Annotated in this window: 16 protein-coding genes; 5 read left to right on the top strand and 11 right to left on the bottom strand. The window is 39.1% G+C overall.

Features of this window, described 5'->3' with window-relative positions; all coding sequences use genetic code 11:
* The first annotated feature begins 79 nt into the window (after positions 1-79).
* Complete coding sequence (locus tag GAVG_RS01595) at positions 80-2,356, top strand: HelD family protein (protein ID WP_009994552.1); 2,277 nt, start codon at positions 80-82, stop codon at positions 2,354-2,356.
* Between the two features lie 74 nt (positions 2,357-2,430).
* Here the strand turns inward: GAVG_RS01595 and nrdR are convergent, their stop codons facing one another.
* Genes nrdR through GAVG_RS01580 form a run of 3 tightly spaced genes read right to left on the bottom strand, consistent with a single transcriptional unit; the run spans position 2,431 to position 3,539 of the window.
* Entirely contained in the window at positions 2,431-2,880 is a 450-nt protein-coding gene (nrdR, locus tag GAVG_RS01590; protein ID WP_004116911.1) for a transcriptional regulator NrdR, read from the bottom strand.
* Positions 2,881-2,933: 53 nt separating this feature from the next.
* Positions 2,934-3,125, bottom strand: a complete 192-nt coding sequence (locus tag GAVG_RS07555; protein ID WP_004112270.1) for a hypothetical protein — start codon at positions 3,123-3,125, stop codon at positions 2,934-2,936.
* Positions 3,126-3,170: 45 nt separating this feature from the next.
* A complete protein-coding gene (locus tag GAVG_RS01580; protein ID WP_004112269.1) occupies positions 3,171-3,539 on the bottom strand; it encodes a LysM peptidoglycan-binding domain-containing protein in 369 nt (122 codons plus the stop codon).
* Between the two features lie 171 nt (positions 3,540-3,710).
* Here GAVG_RS01580 and lexA point away from each other — a divergent pair, with 171 nt between their 5' ends.
* Positions 3,711-4,430 carry a transcriptional repressor LexA gene (gene lexA, locus GAVG_RS01575; RefSeq protein ID WP_004112267.1) on the top strand — a complete coding sequence of 240 codons (720 nt, stop codon included), beginning with the start codon at positions 3,711-3,713 and terminating at the stop codon, positions 4,428-4,430.
* Positions 4,431-4,597: 167 nt separating this feature from the next.
* Here lexA and GAVG_RS01570 read toward each other — a convergent pair whose 3' ends face one another.
* The 7 genes from GAVG_RS01570 to GAVG_RS01540 form a co-directional block, all read right to left on the bottom strand.
* On the bottom strand, positions 4,598-5,077 hold the full coding sequence (locus GAVG_RS01570; RefSeq protein WP_004112265.1) for a GreA/GreB family elongation factor: 480 nt from the start codon (positions 5,075-5,077) through the stop codon (positions 4,598-4,600).
* Between the two features lie 66 nt (positions 5,078-5,143).
* Positions 5,144-5,551, bottom strand: coding sequence for an FKBP-type peptidyl-prolyl cis-trans isomerase (locus GAVG_RS01565; RefSeq protein WP_004112263.1), 408 nt, complete (start codon positions 5,549-5,551; stop codon positions 5,144-5,146).
* Between the two features lie 235 nt (positions 5,552-5,786).
* Entirely contained in the window at positions 5,787-7,271 is a 1,485-nt protein-coding gene (locus tag GAVG_RS01560) for an L-serine ammonia-lyase (protein WP_004112260.1), read from the bottom strand.
* A 145-nt stretch (positions 7,272-7,416) separates the two neighbouring features.
* Positions 7,417-10,146: an HAD-IC family P-type ATPase gene (locus GAVG_RS01555; RefSeq protein ID WP_009994557.1), complete on the bottom strand. Its 2,730-nt coding sequence runs from the start codon at positions 10,144-10,146 to the stop codon at positions 7,417-7,419.
* Positions 10,133-10,867 carry a hypothetical protein gene (locus GAVG_RS01550; protein WP_009994558.1) on the bottom strand — a complete coding sequence of 245 codons (735 nt, stop codon included), beginning with the start codon at positions 10,865-10,867 and terminating at the stop codon, positions 10,133-10,135. Before GAVG_RS01550 ends, GAVG_RS01555 begins: the two co-directional genes overlap by 14 nt.
* 46 nt (positions 10,868-10,913) lie before the next feature.
* Positions 10,914-12,026, bottom strand: a complete 1,113-nt coding sequence (locus tag GAVG_RS01545; protein ID WP_004112255.1) for a LacI family DNA-binding transcriptional regulator — start codon at positions 12,024-12,026, stop codon at positions 10,914-10,916.
* A gap of 94 nt (positions 12,027-12,120) precedes the next feature.
* Entirely contained in the window at positions 12,121-13,740 is a 1,620-nt protein-coding gene (locus tag GAVG_RS01540; RefSeq protein WP_004112254.1) for a glycoside hydrolase family 31 protein, read from the bottom strand.
* Between the two features lie 310 nt (positions 13,741-14,050).
* On the opposite strand from GAVG_RS01540, the gene GAVG_RS01535 reads away from it, so the two are divergent.
* From GAVG_RS01535 to GAVG_RS01525, 3 genes are all read left to right on the top strand, one after another.
* A complete protein-coding gene (locus GAVG_RS01535) occupies positions 14,051-15,304 on the top strand; it encodes an ABC transporter substrate-binding protein (RefSeq protein ID WP_009994561.1) in 1,254 nt (417 codons plus the stop codon).
* Between the two features lie 143 nt (positions 15,305-15,447).
* Positions 15,448-16,392 carry a carbohydrate ABC transporter permease gene (locus GAVG_RS01530; RefSeq protein ID WP_004112250.1) on the top strand — a complete coding sequence of 315 codons (945 nt, stop codon included), beginning with the start codon at positions 15,448-15,450 and terminating at the stop codon, positions 16,390-16,392.
* Complete coding sequence (locus GAVG_RS01525; RefSeq protein WP_004115716.1) at positions 16,392-17,222, top strand: carbohydrate ABC transporter permease; 831 nt, start codon at positions 16,392-16,394, stop codon at positions 17,220-17,222. Before GAVG_RS01530 ends, GAVG_RS01525 begins: the two co-directional genes overlap by 1 nt.
* Before the next feature lie 705 nt (positions 17,223-17,927).
* Here GAVG_RS01525 and GAVG_RS01520 read toward each other — a convergent pair.
* Positions 17,928-24,197, bottom strand: coding sequence for a GA module-containing protein (locus GAVG_RS01520; RefSeq protein WP_048653118.1), 6,270 nt, complete (start codon positions 24,195-24,197; stop codon positions 17,928-17,930).
* Positions 24,198-24,251: the final 54 nt, after the last annotated feature.

Below are 24,251 nucleotides of genomic sequence, written 5' to 3'. Positions count from 1 at the left end.
TAGAAAATACCGTGTATAAGCCTCGAGATATACTTAAACGCCTAGTTTTTAGCTCAACATTTAAGAAGAACGGACACAAATGTCTACGTACTCCTCACAACTTAGCGAAGAACAACAAGCAGTTGATTGCGCTTACGGACGCTTGGATGACTTGCGTTCTACGGTTCGTACAAGACTTGACGCTGTACGAGCTGCAGGATCACACGGGTCGCCTACTCAGCGCACCGAACGTGATTCATTTGCAACAATGTATGAGGATCGGTTAACTCAACTTAGAGCCGTAGAAGACAGACTTGTGTTTGGAAGACTTGATGATCGCGAAGGAACAAGACACTACATAGGTAGGATTGGTCTACTCAGTGAAAATCACGATCCTATTCTTACAGATTGGCGAGCAGAAGCTGCGCGACCATTCTATGAGGCAACGCCACGTCACCATGGAAACATCGTTATGCGTAGGCATATAACTCTTAAATTCCGCGAGGTTGTTGGAGTTGAAGACGAGATTCTTGATATTCATGCAGACGAGATAAACAAGGCTTCTAAGCAGGGAACTCTAACAGGCGAAGGTGCTTTACTAGCTTCACTAGGTTCTCGTAGAACTGGAAAAATGACGGATATTGTTGCAACTATTCAAGCTGAACAAGACCGCATTATTCGCGCTCCTCTTGACCATACTATTGTTGTACAAGGTGGGCCTGGTACTGGCAAAACCGCAGTAGCATTGCACAGGGCAGCATATCTTCTTTATACACATCGTAGAAAGCTTGAAAAATCAGGCGTTCTGATTGTAGGACCAAGCTCGGCATTCTTAAGATACATAGATCAAGTTTTGCCTTCTTTGGGTGAAACTGGTGTTGTAAGTAGAACAATTTCTGATTTGATCCCAAATGTTCATGCTGTTGCAGAAGATACTCCACATGCGGCAAAGCTTAAGGGAATGTATCGCATGAAAAACGTTATTCAGAACGCTGTTTGTGCAAGAATACGTGTTCCTAAAGATTTACCAACGCTACGCATAAACGGGTTTGCTGTACAACTCAAAAAAGAGGATATTGAGCTTGCACAATCAGATGCTCAACGAACACACCAACCTCATAATCAGGCTCGCAAAACCTTCGTAAAGTCAGTTATAAGTTCACTTAGAAATAGATACCTAGAACAGTTAGATTACACTCCTTCGCAGTCTGAAATATCCGATATTACATCTCAGCTTCGTATGGAAGAGAAACTTAAGATTACTCTGAATCTTGCTTGGCTCCCTATGACTGCCACGTGGCTTATTGACCAGCTGTTTTCTAAACCTGAACAACTTCGCATATATGCTCCTTGGTTAAGTGAAGACGATATTTGTGTATTAACTAGACCAAAAGGTAGTCCTCTAACTCGCTCTGATATACCGCTTCTTGATGAGGCTATGGAGCTTCTAGGTGCAGATCCAAAAGTTGAGGCACAAAATGCTGCAAATGCTCGCAAAAAGCTCGAAGAGCAGCAATACGCTTCTGAAACACTTGCTCAAAATGGCATTGGAAATGGAATCGTCACCGCAGATATGCTCATAGAGAACATTCAAGGTGACGATACAAGCATTGTAGCCAATCTTGCTGCGTCAGATAGAGAGTGGACTTATGGTCATGTGGTTGTAGATGAAGCTCAAGAGCTTACAGCAATGGATTGGCGAATGCTAATCCGTCGCTGCCCTTCTAGATCATTTACAATCGTTGGTGATGTTGCTCAAACATCCGCTTTAGGTGGAACGCATCATTGGCAAAAGAATATGAGCTCACTGTTTGGAGATGCAAACTGGGATCTTTACGAGTTGACCATTAATTATCGTAACCCTAAAGAAGTTTCAGATGCTGCAGGAAAAGTGGCAAACAACTCTGGATTGTACATTTCCACAGTTAATGCTGTACGATCTGTTCCTGATTCTCTTGTTACCCATACACTTAAGCATCAAGATGAACTAGATAGAACACTTTCAAAATATTGCATTGATTTGTTTAAAGAATTCGTATCAGAAGATGGAAGTGGTCGCGTAGCGATAATAGTTCCTAATGAACTATTAGACCATACTGATAAAATCGTTAAAGATACTCTTCGTAAAAATCTTTCCGATAAAGAATACAATCGTATACTTCAACAGAATTCAGACGATAGTCAGATTAGCGTTTGCACGCCTGAATACGTTAAAGGATTAGAATACGATGCCGTAATTCTGATGCAACCTTCTAAAATAGAACAAGAAGCAGCATCTATGCTTACAGCAGCAGCAAATCTGTACGTTGCTATGACAAGACCAACACAGCGATTAGTCATCTTGCGCACACAAGATGACGCTGATTTTTCAAAATAAACACAAAAACACTAAACCCGAATAAACTAGTACATTGTTTGATCTATTGAAATATATGGGTCAAACAAGAAGGGTTATTGCTTACTCTTTTTAAGATCCTCAATGGCTTGTTCAAAATCCTTCAAGCCAGCGAAGTTCTGATATACACTAGCAAAACGAAGATAAGCTACCTCATCCAGTTCTCGCAATGGTTTCAATATTGCTTTTCCAACTTCTTCAGATGTAACTTGCGCTAATCCGCGAGCACGCAAATCAGCTTCAACTTCCATTCCCAACGTCTTTAAAGCTTCAGAGTCTATAGGTCTACCCTGACAAGCTTTTCCTACACCAGCAACCACCTTTGCTCGGTCGAATGGCTCAATTGAACCAGATCGTTTCATAACAAGCAGTTGAGTAGTTTCAACTGTCGTAAAGCGGTTGCCACACATCTGGCATTCACGTCTGCGACGAATCGAATATCCATCTTCACTAATTCGCGTATCGATAACCTTAGTATCGGAATTCTTACAAAAAGGACAATGCATACATCTAGCATACTAAAAATTATTAAAATATGTTATATATGCTTTAATATTTGTTATATAAATAAATCGATTTTTTCATATTTTTGTCCATATTCTTGATAAATTTTACCAATAAATACCTGAATTGATGGATATAAAACCATATCTGCAATTACTCGTACCCTTGTTTCATATATCGACGAAGCCATAAATACAACATTGTTATGATCTTCATCATACGAGTCACATTCGCAAATCCAATCCATATAAACCTCCATATTTTAACTATCGAATAAAATTATCTACATTGATTAATCATATATAAACGGCACTTTTATAGACTGACCTACTTCTAAATCTGCTGAATCTAAATTATTAATTTGCATGAGATAATCTACAGAATCAGAAATATTACTGTCTTTGTTTGTTATAGTTTTTGCATAACTCCATAAAGTATCTCCAGGACGAACAGTGTATGTTACAAAAGATTTTGACACTGCAGAAACTGCTGGCTTTGGAGTAAAAATAATCCATGCAAAACACACTAAAGCAACAAAAACAATAAATCTAATAAAAGATTTACTATACTTATTTCGCTTTAAACAAGTTTTATCTACGCAAGTACCGTTGTTCGCAAACTGACTATATAAAGCACCAGTTGCTTTTGATCTCTTATGCATAATTACCCTTTCTCACAAATTTAAATCAATATAAATCCATATGAACATTTGTTCTATCGAACAGGTGTATCAATCTTGACACATCTGTTCTAAAGATGCAACGGCGTGTCGAACATATGTTTGATTTTTTTGCAAGTTTGTCATAGAATAAAATCATCGAAAGGAGACACCATGAATATCAACACAAACGAGATTAGTGATTCCGCGGCGCACAACACAGAACCGCTAACAGATCGTCAGCGCAAAATCATGGATGCCATACAAAATTGCCTTGAAGAACATGGATTTCCTCCATCATTTAGAGAAATAGGCGAAGCTGTAGGCTTAAGAAGTCCTTCTTCCGTAAAACATCAATTGCGAGCCTTAGAAATGAAAGGACTAATAAGAATAAGCGCCAATAAAGGGCGTGCCATTGAGGTTATTGGAGATTTCTTAAAGAAAAATAAGGAGAAAGCTCATACACTGATTACAAAATCAGCAGTAGATGTAAGCATATACAACAACGACTCATTGATTCACTCACACGACGTACCACTTGTTGGGAGAATTGCAGCTGGAACACCTATAACAGCAGAGCAACACGTTGAAGATGTTATGAGATTGCCAGAAAGACTTACTGGAAGCGGAAATCTATTTATGCTAGAAGTGCATGGAGATTCAATGATCGATGCAGCAATCTGCGATGGAGATTACGTTGTTGTACGAGAACAAAATGAAGCAACAAATGGAGATATAGTTGCCGCACTGCTAGATAATGAGGCTACTGTAAAAACGTTTAGAAAAGACAATGGTCACGTCTGGCTTATGCCACACAATCCAGCGTATTCACCTATAGATGGATCACACGCAAAAATAATGGGTAAAGTTGTTACTATCTTAAGAAAAATTTAACGTTTTAAGCAGAACTAGAACTAAATTTCTAGCAAACGCAAAACATTACAAATACTCTCTCAATATGTAAAACAAACAATAAAAAAATCGCTGTGATTAGCAGCTATAAGAGCTTTAAAATCACAGCGATTAAAAAAAAAACGAACTTTCCTGTCACATAAAATTTATTATGCAAGAGGATGAGAATCCTTGATAGTTACAGAAATCTCACGACCATTTGGAGCAGAATAGCTAACAGTATCACCTGCTTTAGCGCCCATTATTGCAGCACCAATTGGAGATTCTGGACTAATAACATCGTAATCTGTAGCAACAGCAATATCGCGAGAGCCAAGTACATAAGTCATTTCTCGGCCAGCAAGCTCCAAGGTTACAAGAGAGCCATTCCCAACACTGCCAGCTTCTGGAGCTTCGAGAATCTTAGCATTACGAAGCTTAACAATAAGCTCGTTAATACGACCCTCATTTTTGCCCTGCTCCTCACGAGCAGCTTGATAACCACCATTTTCAGACAAATCGCCCTCAGCTCGCGCAGCAGCAATACGTTCAGTAATTTCATCACGATACTCGCCTTCGCGATGAGCCAATTCTTCCTTGAGCTTATCGTAAGCTTCCTTAGTCAACAAAATCGTTTTTTCTTCAGCCATTTTGTAATCTCCTTAATAAAGAACAAAGAATAAAACAGCAAATTAAAAATCAACCACACGCAATATTCATCGCGTAGAAATAATATCAATCACAAACACAAGAGTGTCTGAACCACCAATTCCAGCCTGAGGAACTCCACGAGAACCATAACCATACTCAGGCGGAATAGAAACAAGAAGCCTAGAGCCAACATTATGACCTGGAACAGTACGATCCCACCCCTGAATCACCTGACCAACGCCAATGCCAAAACTTGCTGGCCTATGACGATCAAAGCTAGAATCAAACGGCTTATCCGCACCCCAAACAACACCATGATAATTAACAGTCACAGTATCTCCAGCGCGAACTAAAGGACCATTACCTTCTACTAACTCAACAACCTTAAGCCCCGCTGGCGGCTCAGACGCTGGGAACGTCACCGTTGGCGTAGTACCAAATTCCGCAACTACTTCTGGCATATCCTGTGCCATATTGCCCTCCTTTATAATCTTTTCCAATCCCTTACAGCCATATGTAAATGCTTAAAACATTTGCAAAAATCAACTAATGTTTAATAGCATTATCCAAAAACTTCAAACATTATAACAGTTCTGTAATCTTATAGCGTGATTTAGATTAGCACTCAACCGCTACCTATGCCAATAATATAAAGTTAAATCCTAATCTAAATCCTAATCTAATCCAAAATTTAATTTAGGATTCAATCTAACATTCAACAACGTTTACGGCGAGTCCACCTTTAGATGTTTCCCTGTACTTAGACATCATATCTTGACCAGTTTCCTTCATTGTTTTAATCGCATTATCAAGGCTAACAATATGCGAACCATCACCTAGCAGAGCAATTCTCACAGCATTAATCGCCGTATTAGCAGCCATAGCATTGCGCTCAATGCAAGGAATCTGCACCAAACCGCCAACAGGATCACAAGTCAAACCAAGATGATGCTCAATACCAATTTCCGCAGCATTTTCAACCTGTTCAGGAGTGCCGCCAAGCACCTCACATAATCCAGCAGCAGCCATAGAACACGCGGAACCAACTTCTCCCTGGCATCCAACTTCTGCACCAGAAATCGAAGCATTGCGTTTAAACAGGTATCCAACAGCGCCAGAAGCAAGAAGGAATCTTACAATTCCATCTTCACTAGCACTATCTACAAACCGCCAATAATATTGCAAAACAGCTGGAATAATTCCGGCAGAACCATTAGTAGGAGCCGTAACAATACGACCACCACCAGCATTCTCCTCACTCACAGCAAGTGCAAAAAGATTAACCCACGCAGAATCGGAGCTTTCTAAAGCTGAATCAGCCCTACGATGATTCTGACGAAGCATATCTGAATTAGCAGCAAGACGAGCATACATATTGGGAGCACGCCTAGGAACATCAAGTCCTCCAGGGAGAATCTCCTGTTTAGAATTACAACCATTTTCCACACACTTGCTCATAACCTTCCACACATGTAGCAAATAGGAGCGAACGTAATGCGCATCTCCCTCATGCAAAGCAAGCTCATTTTGCCAAACAATATCACTTATATTCTTATGTTCTTTTTTGCAAATTGAAATAAGCTCTTTACAAGTCGAGAAAGGATAAGGAACAGTTGAATCATTGGAAGAATTTACGGAAGAATCGCCATTTACAGAATTATTTGTCGAGTCAGACTTAGAATCATCAACATTATTCGCATCGTCTAAAACGCGATCATGCAACCCAACCATTGCATCATTCGCGTTACCTTTGCGAATAAAACCACCTCCAATTGAATACCAAACTTGCTCGTCAACAGTATTACCTTGAGAATCAAAAGCCACAAACCTCATGCCATTAGGGTGTGCAACCATGCGCTTCCACTTTTCAAAAATCACGTCTGAATCGTAATCAAATTCAATAGTATGACTATGAGCAAGAGTCAAAGTACCAGTTTTCTTACAATATTCGCGAATAGTCATCATGTGTTCTGTATCAACATCGTCAGGTAAATTACCCTCCAAACCTGCAACAGAAGCACGATCCGTGCCATGACCTAAACCTGTAAGAGACAAAGAACCGTACAATGTAACATGAACTCGCGCAACATTATTAAGCTTTCCACTTTCCTTCAAAGAAGTAACAAAAGCGTTCGCAGCGCGCATAGGACCAACAGTATGAGAAGAACTAGGTCCTACACCAATCGAAAACATTTCTAAAATACTGAACACATATACATTGTAAGCATAATTTCAAAGTCACGACACGCAGCGATTCGATATACGTTGCGTTCAACATAAAAATAAAATGCACTACAAAACCCAAAAACCAACTAAAGTTGATAAAAGCTAATAAAAGCTAATCAGCATCTTCATCCATAGAAATATCTGCAGCAGAAATATCAGAAGAATGACTGTTGTCTAACCAACTTACGATTAGTCTGCTAAATAAGTGTAAAAGCATCCACACAACAAAAGCAAACATTACTGCACAAATCATAACAAACATATCGTTCCCATTAGTTGGAATGTGCAAATCAAAGAAATGAGCGACAAACGGTATAAACGCACCCACAACACCAGCCAGCGCAAAGCACAACACCATTATTCCACGCCAAGAAAAAATAGGTTTAGAAACAGTAGCTAAAACCACTACACCAAGCGCAAAAACAACAACCGCACAAATACTACGAGTCACATCCAAAGACTTGGCTGCACCAACAATGAGCTTGGAAGCACTCACACCAGAAGCATCTAAACCACGCACCAACATCATAGGAGCAAAAACAGCCGTAACCAACACAGATATAGCAACAGCCACACCATTAGGAAGAGCAAAACGCACAACACGATGCAAAAACCCTGGAATATAACGTCTTGAATTAGGAGCCAAAGCCAGCAAAAACGCTGGAATACCAATTGTTAACGAGCCAATATAAGTTATGTGACGAGGCAAATACGGGAAGTGAAGACCAAGAAGAACAACACCAGCCGAAATAAGTGCTGAATACACAGTTTTAACAAGGAACAATCCTGCAACACGCTCCATATTTGCCATAACCTGACGACCCCTAGCAACCACGTCTGGAAGATGCGAAAAACGCGAATCAACAAGCACAACTTGAGCCACAGCCTTAGCCGCAGGAGCAGCATTCCCCATAGCTACACCCAAATCCGCTTCTTTAAGCGCAAGAGTATCGTTAACACCATCGCCAGTCATAGCAACAACATGACCCTTAGCATGCAGAGCCTGAACAATCGCCTTTTTTTGATCTGGCAAAACACGACCAAGAACATCAACATTCTCAAGCACCTGAGAAAGCTGATTAACATCTTTAGGAAGATTCCTAGCATCCATAGCAACAGGCTTAGAATCGCCGGTTAATCCAACTTTTTCAGCCACTGCAGCAACTGTTATAGGATTATCGCCAGAAATAACACGGCATCTAACTCCCTGTTTCCTAAACCATGCGAGCGTTTGTCTAGCATCCGAACGAATTTTCTCCGAACAGCGAACCAAGGCAACAGGACGCGCATTAGAAGAAATAGTAGGAGAATCAGAAAAAGTAGAATCACATGAATCGCTGTCATCTAAAGCAAGGAGAAGCACACGCTCACCTTTTTGAGCATATTCGTTTACAGTATGCAAAATACGATCAAACTGCTCATGCGAGCGCATATTAGAATAGTTAGAATCAGAATTGCCGTCAGAACAATCACGAAACTCACAGATCGCACTAACCAAAACTTCTGGAGCACCCATGTACCAAGTTTCAAAACTACCATCTTTATGCTTGTAATTAATAGCACTCCATTTTCTAGAAGACGAGAACGGAAGACGATTATTTATTACGCAGCCAGAGAATACACCCTGATTTTCAACGTTTTTATCATTAAGACCTTTGCTAAAGGTATCTTTACTACCAAGACCTTCCATAATTGCTATACCAGTAGCATTTGGATTTTCTTCATTAGACAAATCAAATAAAGCTTGATTTACAAAACCGCGCAAACCATCATTCAAGTCGAAAGCATCCGCGCTGCTCTGCTTTGCAACATCACTTAAATTGTCATCAAGCAAATCCACGCCTACAAATGCGATTCCACCATCCGTAATAGTGCCAGTTTTATCTAAATTCAAACAATCCACTCGCGCCAAAGTTTCCACAGATTCTAGCTCTTGTATCAGAGTCTTTTTTCGAGCGAGGCGCATAGCAGCAACAGCAAAATTAAGCGAAGTTAAAAGCACAAGACCTTCTGGAATCATGCCAACAACACCAGCGACAGCAGAAACCACGGCACTACGCCAATTGCCAGTCTGCCACGCAAGCGCAAAACCACCAACCTTACTAATCTGAGACCATACAAGCAAAGCGCAAAGAGGCACAACAACAATCGTCATCCACTTTAAAATCGTGTTAATTCCGCGGCTCAAATCCGAAATTGTTTTAGTGTAGACCTTTGCTTGAGCAGCCAATCTAGCAGCATAACTGTTGCCACCCACAGCCGTAACACGAGCCAAAGCAACACCAGAAACAGCGGTAGAGCCAGAATATACACGATCCTCTGCAGACTTACGTACAGTTGCAGATTCGCCCGTAAGCATTGACTCATCCATCTCCAGACCCCAAGATTCAAGCACTTGCACGTCTGCAGGAACCTGGTCTCCAGCACGAACCCATAACAAATCACCAAGCACAATATCGCAATGGTTTATAAAAACGTTCTTTCCGCCTCGTCGCACAATCGATCGCGAAGCCACAAGAATCGAAAGCCTATCAAGCGTGTGTTTTGCACGCAACTCAGTAACAACGCCAATACCAGTGTTAATCAAAATAACAAATCCAAAAACGGCATCTTTCCAAGATCCAGTAGCGAGCACAACCACCATTGCCACGAAGATAATCGCGTTAAAAAGTGTAAACACGTTGGCGCGCACAATAGAAAGCACAGACCTAGATGTTCGATTAGTCGTAATGTTAACGTCGCCATTTTCCACAGCATAAGAAACTTCATCTGCATTTAAACCAGACTCGTCAACTTCTGGTAAATCTGGTAAATCTTTCTTAATTACGCTAGTTCTTGTCATTTATAATCACATCCCTGCTGTGAGGCGTATTATCGATTAAGGCTTGAACGATTTTTAGAAGAGATGAATGTTGAATTTTTCCCGATTTATCTACATTCGACTTATTATCCCTATTAAACTCAAACAAAGCTTGATTGTCTAAATCCTTGAAAATATACAATTTTGCAGCGTACAAAGTTGAATCCTTCGGAGGATTTTTAGGATTCACAAGAGCTACTGGTATTCCAGCAAAACGAGCATATTTAATCGCATCAATCCAAGATTCACGAGCCTTTAAATCTACATGCGCTCCACCAGCATTGCTTTTAACACCTAAATCTGTAGAATCTGAAGCATCAATATTGATGTTGTTAATCAATATCATAGAAACAGGCTGCTCGGAAGCAGACTTAATCGCATCCCTTGCAGCCTCATTAGCGTTCTTAACATCCGACACAGAAGCATAAGCTGCACTCAAACCAGATTTTTCGCATAAATGAAGAAGCTTGGAATCAAGAGATGCGGATTTTGACCCAACTATAAGTAGCTTGATATCTTCTACGTCAATGCCATCGTGAACTATGTCGTCTGCCTTACCCGTATCCCCAACCGCGTGATTATTAGGCTCACACCCACTCAAAGACGCTACCGCCAATAGAGAAATCGACGCAGCTGCGCATAAACATGTCACGCGTTTAAGTTTATTCATAAGCACGTGCTTTGTTTTGCGCATAAGAGACATAATACTTTTATATCACAAATTGCATATGAAATACTTAAAAGGCGTATTACCATGATGTAACAGTCGTTGCTCTCCTATGTATATTAGATGGAGCTACAAGTATCTCACGATTAGTGCGATTAGGAATAATCTTATTTTGTTTAAATTCAGAATGCTGTTGATTGGATTCACTATCTAGTCTCTGAAGTACTAGTTGAATCGCAGTTTTTGCAACTTCTCTTGGAACAGTTGAAATATTAGTAATAGGCGTTGGGAAACTCTCTGCATAATCATCAGAACAATGTACGATAACCGATAAATCTTTCCCAGGCTGAATATTTCGTTCTTTCAAATACCATAACAACCACTGAGCCACACTAGGCTGACGAACAATAATACCAAGTCTATCATCTTTGTACTTCAATAATCTGTCAGCGCATTCAACAAAACCTGTCCAGTCTGGAGATTTTCTTGGGATTATAGAATACGGAATATTAAGCTTTTCACATTCTTGACGTATGGCCATATGGAACTCGTGAATAAAGAACATGTTTTCAGGCTCTTCAAAGTCTATAGAGTACGGGTTACTCACAGGCTCCCCTATTACAGCAATATGATGATGATTTGTCTCATATAGTTCATCAACTGCCATGCGTCCTGCAATACGAGCATCTAAATCTACGACATCCAAGCCCTGCGCATTTCTAGGTCTTCCAATTAGCACTGTTGGCTGAGTCAATTGGCAAACTACTGGTATACGAGGATCATTAGTCTCAATATCCATAAGGATAAAAGCATCACAAAGTGTCTTATTAGCTAATCTTTGTATACTCTTTGAATCATGTGCAGTTGTGTTAAGAATAACATCATATCCATGTTCTTCAGCATAACGAACTATGGTATCTATGTAAGGAGTAGTTTCATTTGCATCTTTATTGCTACGCATCTCTGCAAATAGTGCAATAATGTTCGTCTTAGATGTTCGAAGAATGCGAGCGCCAGCGTTAGGATGATAGTTAAGTGTGCGCATTGCATTGAGTACACGGTTACGTGTTTCAGGAGCAATCCCGTTTTTATCATTAATAACAAACGAAACAGTTGTTTGCGAAACTCCAGCTAAAGTCGCTACATCTTTACTTGTAGGAGCTTTGTAGGCAAATCCGTCTTGTGAAATTCTCATTGCATTACAACCTATCGCTAAGCAATTACAACCTTTGTACTACTTGCCATCAATCCCAAAATATACAGAATATATAGTATATACAAAATATACTCTACATTTTTTTTGTGAATATTGGAATTCGATCCAACGGCGTATCAACAATGATAGTAGTTGGTCCATCAAAAATAATTTTATCATCACTTTCCCAACTTCCATCAGGAATATAAACAGAACGCTGTTTTTGATATTTATGAAGAGCTGGAGCCACTATAATTCTGTCTCCAAGTAAGAATTGATCAATTATATCTTCACAATGATCGTAGTGGTAAGACATTGGTCGTACTATTGGCTCACCAGTATTAGCAGCATTTAATGCAAACTTTTGTATCGTCGGCAAATGTGCTTCTCTCGTTCTTATAGCACAAATTAGAGCTTTCATATGCTCTTTATCTAAAACACGGTGAGGTAAAGTAGAGAATTGCATCATAGGACATAATGCTGCAATCTGTGCATACCGAATAAAGAAATCTTGATCTATACTATTAGCATTTTGCATAGATTCAATTTCGCCTCCACCAATCATATCTGGACATGTGAATGCGTGACCAATAAGACCTTGAGCTATTATTTCTGGAATAAGCGATTGTAGACCTTCAACCCCCCACGATTGTGGCTTATCTCGTAAGCGCTGCGCTAAAGGCTGACCACCCATTTTCCAACATGCTCTAAACTCGTTGTAAGAGTAGCGCAACCCGAATTTCGCCCATCGCTCACAAAATTCTGCAGACGTCATTGATTCGTATGAAATGTCATCGTTATGACACTCATAAAAATCACCACCATCGAATTTAAACCCATCAACACCTATTTGTCTAAGAGCATCAAGCTTCTCTTCTAACCAAGAGATTGCTTTTGGATGCGACAAATCCAAAACAGCACTCAAGCCATTCCACCATCGTCGTATTGCTGTTTCCCCATTTACACTTCTCAATAAAAGATTTTCTTTTTCCAAATAACGGAAATTTTCAGAATCAGGACTAATGAAAGGCACGAGCCAAAGCATTACACGAAAGCCTTGTTCGTGCAATGAGTCAATCATTTTACGAGGTTTTGGAAAACGCGAAATATCAAATGTCCAATCACCATAATCAGGTGACCATTTGTCATCAATCATAATGATTCCAGATGGCATTCCTAATTCAAGAATCTGACGCGCATAATTTTCTACTTTATTTTGCGTTGGAGCATAAGGCATTTCGATCCAAGTATTATATTGCGGCTTATCAATAAGATCTGCAGGTATACTTCTACCGCTTGGTGGAAAATATTTATTGCAAGCATACTTATAAGCATCAGATAATTTATCTCCAACTTTGGTAAACGTTAGAGATGATGAATGTTCTATCGATAGAGTTCTATCTGCGAATGTAAATTTGAAAGGTTCTTTGCACCATACATATCGTCCACACGTAGATATTAGTAGCGGAGAAGATTGATTTGAGGCTTCAGGAACTTCTCTTAGTTTTTGAGTCCATTCAGACAAATCTCTTGTAAATACTTGTTTCCCAAATGGTTCATATATCCCATCAATTACTGTTCCACCCCACCAGCGCTCCCCTTCGAGCAACCTAATTGTGGTTACAAATTTATCGACTACATTTGAAACTACATCTGTTTTTGTTGCGTCTGCTGTGTTTAGCACATCCATTGTGCGACTAATTTCCACGTTCATCTTGCATCCTAAAAAATATTATCTGTATACATTCAATTATTACTAATACGTATTATTACTATAATATTAATAATGGATATTGTCTAATATATATAAAATATTCTTTATCCATACAAGTTTATCCTGCTCATGAATAACGAAATCCCTTAATAAATCACTATTTTTACGCTTGTTATATATCTTTTTAAAAACACATATAACTATATTTAAGTTGCATTTTTATAAGATATGTGTCATACTGTACCTATCAGTACTAATACGTATTGAAAAGATGGTAGAAGATTTGCTATCACAAAGAAAGGAAATCACAATGAGGTGTGGGTTTCGAAATGTAAAGCGCACGGCGGTGGCACTGGTGACACTCGCCACAGTGTTATTACCATTGGGAGCATGTGGCAATGGAAATTCTGCTGGAAAAGTATCTATTTCGTTTTATTCTTACTTCAAGAAAAATCAGATAGGCAATGTAATTTCAGCATTTCAAAAAGCACATCCAAATATTAAGATTGATGCGCAATATGGTCAAAATTCAACGCAATACATCCAAACTCTGCAAACTCGACTAGCTGGCGGCACTCCTCCGACGATTTTCAATTTAACAATGGATAACCGCACTGACATAATGCAATCTGGTCAAGCTCTGGATATTTCAGGATCAAAATTCTTCTCTGGAATTGATGAATCAAACTTCAAGCTATTCCAACACAACGGTAAAACATATGGCATGCCAGTTTCTGCTTGGGTTGGTGCAATGTTTTACAATAAAGATATTTTGAAGCAAGCTGGATACACTGAATTCCCTAAGACATGGGACGACTTTATTACTATGGGCAAGAAGATTAATGATTCTGGTAAAGTCGCATTCTTGGAAGATTTTAACACACAGCCATCTGGCACATTCGAGGCATTATTAGCAAGTAAATATGCTTCTGACAAAAACGATAAGCAAGACGAAGTAATCTGGAACGGATCTTCAACATTTAGTAAAGAGTGGACTCCAGCATTGAGCGAATGGGCTAAAGCTATAGACGCAAAAGTCATTCCTCATAAGAGCATTGGCCTAACAGCAGATCAGGTAAAGCAAGAATTTGTCACTGGAAATCTTGCAGTTATGCGTTCTGGTCCTTGGGATTTGGCAGATGTAAAAGCCTCTGGAATTAATTTTGGTGTTGCTCCTATGCCTTCTTATAAGAATGGAGAGCAGTGGATTAATGGTGGCCCTGACCAAGGATTCGCTATTGCAGCTAAAGCATCTAAAGTTCAGCAAGAAGCAGCAAAAACATTCTTAGCATATTTGAACAGCAAGGATGGTCTTAAGACGTTCACAACAAATGCTGGAACTTTGTCATTATCTGATAAGTATCGCGCAGATCCTCCTGCTGAACTTGCTGGAGTTATTAAAGATTATTTCCAAAATAACAAATTCTACTGGGTGAACTTCTCCAAGTCTCCTAGCGCAATGATGACAGAAATGGCATCTCGTCAACAAGAGCTAGTTCAAGGAAAAATCACTCCAAAAGAATTCACTAAGTTGTTAGACGATAAATGGAATTCGATGAAATAGTATAAGCAGAATGGGTTGCACTCTGAAATTTTAAATCAGTAAAATCTGTTACAGAGTGCAACCCGTTTTCATTGACGAGAGTAATTTGCATCTGTAATCCTGTTAGCAATAGCAGATTTGTAGATCATAGAGGGGGCATTACTATGAGGTGTTCACCAAACAATAACAGCAATTCTGAGCAAATAAGACATAAGTTTTCTGTATCTTCAGCTGCCTTTAAAGATAATTTAACTTCATTTTGGTTCCTATTGCCAATAGTGATTATTTTTATTGTGTTAACTTTAATTCCTTTAATGCAATCAATTTTTTACTCATTTACTGATTTCAATGGCTACGATTTAAATTTTCACTTCATCGGCTTGCAAAAGTATCAACAAGTCTTTTCTGACACATCATTACTTTCAGCATTAATTTTTACATTGATGTATTCATTCATCGTTACCATCGTAGTTACATGTCTGGCAATTCCTCTAGCCGTTGTTTTAAATCAAGCAATGATTGGTAAGAGTTTTTTGCGATCATTATTCTTCTTCCTAGGAGTACCAGCACAAGCGGTAATTGGTCTAATTTGGCAATACATTTTTTCTCCTCTAGATTCTGGAGTCGCCAATCAAGTTTTACACACATTTGGCTTACCTTCTATTCAATGGCTTTCTCAAGATAACTGGGCACGTTTTTGCGTAATGTTCGTAGCAGTATGGATGCAAGTTGGATGGCATGCTACTTTATACATCGCATGGCTTCAGGCAATTCCAGCAGATCTCTATGAACAAGCGAGAGTAGATGGTGCGAATGGTTTACAGCGATTCGTTCATATAACTTTGCCACAGTTAATTCCAGGAATGGTTGTTTCAACATTTTTATTGATGACAACTGCTTTGAAAATATACGACTTACCATACACATTGACCGCTGGAGGTCCTGGTCATTCCACAAATACCATAACTCAAGCGATAATTATGCGCGGCATGGGACAATCTGACGTTGGTTTAGCATCAGCATTATCTACATTATTCACGATTGCTTGCGTAATTGTTATTGCAATCCAAATGAAGGTATCAAGCACAGTTGCAAGGAGATTCCAATAATGAATAAGCGTCACAAAATCGTATCTCAAACAGTTCGAACTATAGTTGTTTGGACAATTGCTCTAATATGCGCTGTCCCCCTGTACTACGTTGTAATCAGTTCATTCAAAACACCTATCGACATGATTAAACACCCATTGCAGCTACCAACACAATGGTTATGGAATAATTACATAGATGCATTTGCAGATGGAACAATAATTCAAGCATTTATAAACACAATTATTGTGACTGCTGTTGCTGTTATTTTGCAAGTATTAATCGGATCACTTGCAGCTTATGGTGTAGTACAGAAAAAATCTCTTTTTACTATGATTATTGGGTCAATCCTAATGATTACATTTGCAATACCAGTACAAGCGACTTTATTGCCTTTATACCGTATGGAATCTTCAATAGGTTTAACAGATACTCTTACAGGTCTTGTAGCACTATATATGGGTAGCTGCGTCTTTTGCTATTTCCTTATTGTTGGCTATATGAAAGCTCTTCCACAAGAATTATTTGAAGCAGCAAAAATTGATGGCGCAGGACCATTCCGAATATATTGGACTATAGTTCTGCCTCTTATACGTCCAATTATTGTAGCCGTAGTTGTTTTCCAAACAATGGGCACTTGGAATGACTTTCTTTTACCAAGCGTGTTCTTATCATCAACAGACAAACAGACTGTTGTCTTACAGGTTTACAATGCTGTACAACAATTCACAACAAACTGGCCTTTGTTCATGGCAACGACTGTATTAGCTTTGATTCCAGTGTTTATTTTCTTCTGCTTCTGCCAGAAGTGGATAGTTTCTGGTCTTTTAGCTGGATCAGTAAAGGGCTAAATATTTATAGATAAATGTTTTTACATAATTAGGATAATCAATGAAGATAATCAATTTTAATAAAAAGTGCATGTGCATATTTTCTGCCATATGTATAAGTACATGTGTTGTACAAAGTAACTGGTTTTCGGTGGCAAACAGTTTAGAAATCAATTCTAAGCATAGCCGTACATTTGAGAATAGAGACACTGTACTTATTAATATTTGATCCAAATCAAATATTAAAAGATTGATGCGCTTTCGACTATAAGCAAAAACATTTATTACATAAGCGTTACATAATATACGCGAACTATTGCGCACTTTATACCAGATTTGACCTAATTTACGTGCATCCTAAAGGAATATTTTCCCAAGTTTGTTTATCATTTGAGCAAATACGACAACAAACGCGGGCGCGAGACCTGCCTTCGCGCTTAAAGCGTAGCGCGCGAAGGCAATTCGGAGCGCTGAGCCGCTCAAACGTAAAGTCCAGTGGACTTTACGTGCGGCAAAGACGTGAGCGCACTTAAACCGCGCTAACGTCGAAACACACCCTACGCCATATTCACCCCATAGCACGTACAAATACAAGTAAAAAATGACCTGCATAAGTGCATACGGTTATAAACTAGTCAGCCATACAGGTTACGAGAATAAAAAAGTTGCTCAGCTACAAGCAAAAAGCTATAAAACCGAGCAACCAATTTACACTGCTAAAACTGCCTACTTATTTTTGCGCAATCCACCACGACGAGCAGCAAATAGCGCTCCAGCAGCAGCGAGAAGCGATGCCAGCAGCCCAGTAGGAGCAACAACAGAACCAGTATTCATGCCACTGATTTCTCCACGCTTATTACTATCACTACTCATTTCAGCATTCGAATAAGCACGCATACCAGCAGACTTAGAATTCTTAATAACCTGAGCACGAACCTCATCACGAACCTGCGAAGCACGAGACTTAGCAGCAAGCAAAGCCTTACGCGCAGCACTCAGCTTCTCAACAGCAGCATTCACTTGTTCCTGAGTGCTATGAGGATCGGCCGCTACCTTTTTAGCTTCCGCCAAAGCACTATCAACATTAGATTTTGCCTTAGAAACATCAATATCCGCCTGCTTAACAGCTGGAGAATTCTCTACACCAGAATCGATATTTGCATCATGTGATCCATTATCATTGGATGCATTATCTTGCTTAGCAGCAGAACTGCTGGTGACACCATTACCACTATTTGTACTCTTGCTAACATTCCCTGAATTAATAGAATTGCCAGAGTTATCATCCACATTGTTCTGCTGCGAACCATTTGCATTATCGCTAGATTGCGAATCGGATTCAGCACCCTCGATCTGCAAATACAACTCGCCCTTATCTACAATAGCTGGCGCATTATCATTCACACCAAAACCAGAATCACGAGTTTGCTCTGGAGTTGGAGTTGTATCGGGAGTTGGAACTGGAACAGGCTTTTGCTCAAACTCTGGATTCACAGGAATAACTGGAGACAGAGACTGAGCAGGAGCTACACCAGTCAACGCATTCTTAGCCCGCTGGAGCTTCTTCAAAGCAGAATCAACAAGAGCTTGACGCTCTGATTGAGTCTTAGAAGCAAGATCTTTACCAGTACCAGATATATCAGCCAACTTTGAAACGAGATCTCGCGCATCTTGCAAAGCATCATTATATGCAGTCTTTTTATCCGAAGTGTCATAGAGGTACGCAGAAGACATTCTCACAGTGCCTTCAAGAGCAATCTCTTCCTGCAAAGCACTAATATCAGCACCATTCAACGAAGATGCAGCAGTCTGAAGATTCTTCAAAGCATTGTCAACAGCACTCTGCTTATCCTCAGGAGACTTCTGAGACTTATTGTTCTTCGCTTCACTCAAAGCATTCTGAGCTTCGATAAGAGCCTGATCAAAAGTAGTCTGCTTATCTTTATCAGCATTCTTATACTGCGGCTTATCCTTTATATCAGTATCCTTAGTAACTTCAGACTGCAGCTTAGATGTATCAACAACGCCATCCAGCTCGTTCGATGCAATTTCAAGATTATCCTTAGCAGTCTTTATTGCCTGCTCAGTCTTACCATTAGGGTTCTTCAAGATTTCTTCAGCAGCTTTCAGAGCCTTATCAAAATTATCTCGCTTATCTTGATTGGCATTCTTGTAAGACACTTTAGACTTCTTAGTATTGGCATTATCAACAGCGTTATGCAAATCAGAAATATCATGACCATCCAAACCATCGATAGCTTTGGTAAGCTTATTGATAGCATCAGAAATTTCCTTCTCTGTTGCACCAGCTTTATTTACGATATTTTCTGCAGAAGCTATAGCGTCATCAAGCGCTTTACTATTGGTATTAGAAGCATTCTTATAAGCAGGAGTACCCTTTTTACCTTTTGCCTCCGTAAGCTTTCCTGTCAACTTAGTCTTGTCAACACCATCAAGATTACTAATAGCATCATTAAGTTTATTTAATGCTTCATCAATAGCTTTCTGCTTTTGCTCAGGAGTGTTCTTTGACTTATCATTATTAGCGTCAGCAAGAGCAGACTCAGCGCGATTGAGAGCCGTATCAACAGCTTGCTTCTTTTCTTGAGAAGCATTCTCATACTTAGGATCGCCATCAGATTTAGGATCAGTTGTTGACTTCCTCATTTTCTTTGCTTTTTCTACAGCAGCTTCCAAATCAGAAGTTTTAACCTTACCATTAAGATCGTTAAGTGCCTTATCCAAGTCGTCTTTTGCTTTACTAATCTCAACATCTGATGCGCCAAGCTTCTTTTCGATTTCCTCAGCATATCTTAACGCTTCATCAAAAGCAGATTTCTTATCTTCTGACGCGTTATTGTAAACAATTTCAGATTTCTTTGAATTTGCTTTCTTTATGGCATCATTCAAATCAGATTTATTATGACCATCAAGAGCATCAATTGCTTTGCTTAACTTATATTCAGCCTCATTAATAGACACCTGTGAAGCATCTTTTTGGTCATAAACTTTCTTTGCATTAGACAGAGCAGTATCAAAATCATTCTTCTTATCTTTAGAAGCATTCTCATACTTTGGATTCTTCTTTATAGAAGAATCATCTTTACCCTGCTTATTCTTGCCTTGCCATTCATAAGCGGTCTCAATTTCACGCTGAAGCTTTGACTTGTCAACAGTATTACCACCGAGATCCTTAACAGCATTTTCTAATGTGTTCTTAGTCTCATCAACCTTGGCACCATCAGCATTCGTACCCTTAGTTAGATCAACAAGAGTAGATGCATTTGTTAATGCAGTGTCAAAAGCATTCTTCTTAGATGTATCCTTGTAGCCATCAGACTTCTTAAGAGTTTCTTTCTGTTTATTGACCAAATCAACAAGAGTCTTAAGATCACTCATCTTCTTGTCAAGCTCTTTAGCCTTAGCAACAACAGCAGTGATGGCAGTCTTAGCCTGATCAACAGTCTTCAAATTATCGCTGGTAGGATCAGTTTCAACATCATCAATTTTCTGCTTCAAAGCATCCTTTTGAGCTTTGTTAAGATTCGTGAGCTTATCTACATCAGATTTAGCATCACTCTTAGCTTTATTTAACTCAGCTTCCTCAAGAATACCCTCAACTTCTCGCAAATCATTAGCTTTATCAATGCGATTATTTAGATCTGTAGCTTCTTGATCAGTAAGATCACCTTTCTGCTTCAGATCAGCAATCTTCTTCTTAGCTGCAGCTTTAGCATCCTCAAACTCAGCTTTGTTGAGAATCTCTGCAACTTTATCAAGACTATTTGCTTTATCAATATCACCCTGATACTTCTGCTTTTCAGTATCATTAAGATTAGTAAGCTTACCGATAGTATCCTTAGCAGCTTGCTTAGCAGTATCAAGACCATTATTATTACTGTTATCAAAAGCAGTCTGATTCTGAGTAGCCTTTTCCGCAGCCTGTTGCTTTATAGTATTTATATCATTCTCATCAGTTGCCTGCTGAATCTTCTTAATAAACTGCTTCTTATCATCAGGCGTAAGATTTTTATAATCTTCACCATTGCGAATTTCATCAATAGCAGCCTGCTTTTGCTTCTCAAGCTCAGCAGTCTTCTTATCTTTTTCAGCTTGCTGATTAGAAGTATTCTCCTCCTGAGTAGCTTGCTGCTGCTTTTGGTCGACAGTCTTATTATCAGCATTCTGCTGAGTTTGAACAGCCTGCTTTTGCTTTTGATCAGCCTCTTTTTGCTTGTCATCAGACTCAGTCTGCTTCTGCTGATCCTGCTTCTTCTGGAATTCGTTTATCTTCTCACGAATCTTTTCAGGATCAGTTACGCCTTTCAGCTGTTCATCAAGCTCTTTTTTCTGCTTATCATCAAGACCAAGATCCTTCTTAGCCTTATCAATCTGCTTTTTATTATCAGATTCTTCTTTCTTCTTATTAACAAGCTCGTCTATTTTCTTAAGAAGCTTATCAACGTCATCTTGTTTTTTAATACCGTTTTTATCCGATAAAACATCTTTATCTTTAGATATTTCATTCTTAAGTTTATTAAGCTCATCTCCAGAGAATCCCTTATCTTTCAGAGCTTTCTCTATTGCATCATCAATCTTTTTCTTTTCGTCTTCTGGATTAAACGCTGGTCCATCAGCATAGAAAAGATCATCTTTGGATAATGTGAAGTACAAATCATCAGTATTCCAAGTACTACTAGCACCTCTAATCTCAATACCACTATTTCCATGCACAATGTTAGTTATACCAAGTGTACCCCAAACATTAATTTTTAATCCGTTAGTGCCACTCTTTGGAGTGAATATACTTGCCTGTTTTTCTAGATCCCATTTATTGTTGCTAGCTATATTACTACCACCAATTGCAAGCGGTTCAGTATGATTAATTTTATTAAATTCTGTTCCTTTATTTGTCCAATCATAATTATCGAACATGAAACGCCGAGCTGCATCAGCCCAATTATTTCCATCGATATTATTAATATTGGTCACCTTAATAGGAGTTATATTGTACGTATACTTTCCAGTAGTAACTTTATGAGTTCCTTGCGCAGTGCTTTTACCTTGCGTATAAACTAGACGCTCGCCGCGAATTTTTACAGTACTATCATCGCTGAACGTTATTGTTGTAGTACCATCTTTTCCTACATTAATAGCATTAGCGTCTTTCTTAAGATTTTGATCGAGATCTTTATTAGCTTTTTTGATATTATCTTTAATTGCATTTTGTTCTGGTGAAGATAAATCTTCAGCATTCTTTACACCAAGTCTGCTTGGCATAGCAATTTTCACTCTCTCAGATAAAGATGGTATCTTATAAACTAATAACGTGTGAGAAATAGTATCTTTTGAAGGGAAGCTATTTTCGTTATCCTTGTAAGTAATTGTTGCATCACCATTAGTTGCAATCGAAATGTTATTTTTATTATTACTTATAGCATCAAGGAATCCATTTACATTTTTATTAGCATCGTATATAGATTCCTGAACTTTTTTGATGTCATCAGGCGAAAGGCTACTTGGATTCTTCACACCAATAGGTAACCCGTATAATGGCGTAAACTTATCCGCAAGTGAACGCTGCTTCTTTACAAGATACTTGCCTTCAATTGTCTTAGTGGAAGGAGTGCCAATTTTATCATCAAACGTGATAGTCGCTTTACCGTTACCATCAACAGTTACACTCTTGATATTTTTATTCTGATTAGCATTCTTAATAGCATTTTCAACTTGCGTCTTCTCTGTTGAATCAAGAGAAGACGTATTCTTCACAGGAGTCAAAGCTGGATACGTAATTTTTGTGCGCTCTGACAATGGCACGTAGCGCTTAGTTAGATTCTCCTTAGAAATAGTATCCTTAGAGTCATCTTTGTATGTAATAGTCGCGCTACCATCATTATTAACTTTTACAGCCTTTTTGAAATCCGCTTCAGTTTGAGTCTGTTCCATACCTTTAAGCTTTTTCAGCACATCGGTATTACTCTTATTAGCATCCCACAGCTTTGTAAGAACATTATCCTTTTCGTCTTTCGTAAGACTCTTGCCATATTTCGCAGAATCAACCTCTACCTTATCATTTGGATAATTAAGCTCTAACTCCTGAGCATACTTTGGTAACGTTGGAGCAATCTCAACTTTGCCAACAGTGTAATGCCAGTTGCCCATCACCTGGTACACACCTGCAGCAAACTTTAAAGGCTCCGTTTTATCTTTCAGTTTGATAACAAAGCTAATCTTAGATTTTCTATTGCCCCTACTCTCCCAGTTAATAATTAGTGCACTCGTATCGTTCATATATGCTGTAGAAGTATTGTAAGTATCACCTGAGTTGTCATAACCGCCGGCTTCACCAGTCATCCTCTTCCAGTTATTCTCAAACTCAGTTTTCTCCGTATTCTTACTAAACCAGAAACGGCTTGCAGACTGATTCCAAGCATCCTTTCCATATGTTGCACCTGTTTGTTTGGAACCGCCATCACCAGTCAACTGTTCATCTTTATGCAAAGTAACTTTATTATCTACAATGTCAACATCCTTAGGCACGCTCGCCCACCAGAATGGTCGACCACCCCACCATTCACCCTGAGAATTAAACTGGTATTCGACCTTGTAATACTGTCCGTAAGTTTCTCTATCAGCCTTATTCTTATCAGTTACCTGATTCTTATCGCAAGGAAGTGCTTTAATATCAACATACCTCTGCGCCTTTGTAGAAGAATCACGATTCGCATACCTATAGCTGCCGTCAGGCATATTCACGCCATTAGCCCATGCATGGTTAGATGGCAATCCTGCTCCACATGCAAGCAAACTTGCTAGCACTGCTGTTAAAGCAATTTTAGGAAGTACAGAGACCCTTCTAGAAGAAGTTGCCTCAAAGTTTGTAGACGTAATCGATTTCGCCATTGAATCGATAACAGAATTATCTAGGTACGAAGATTTTGTGCACTTTTTAGATATGGATATGTGTTTCGCGCTATTTTGTTTACTCGTCATATACTTCACCCTTTTAGGACGTCTATACTTTTCGACTTTTTGCATCACAGGCAA

Origin of the sequence: Gardnerella vaginalis ATCC 14018 = JCM 11026 (assembly GCF_001042655.1) — a bacterium.
In the GTDB taxonomy this organism is placed as follows: Bacteria; Actinomycetota; Actinomycetes; order Actinomycetales; family Bifidobacteriaceae; genus Bifidobacterium; species Bifidobacterium vaginale.
This window is presented reverse-complemented; position numbering and strand designations above follow the sequence as displayed.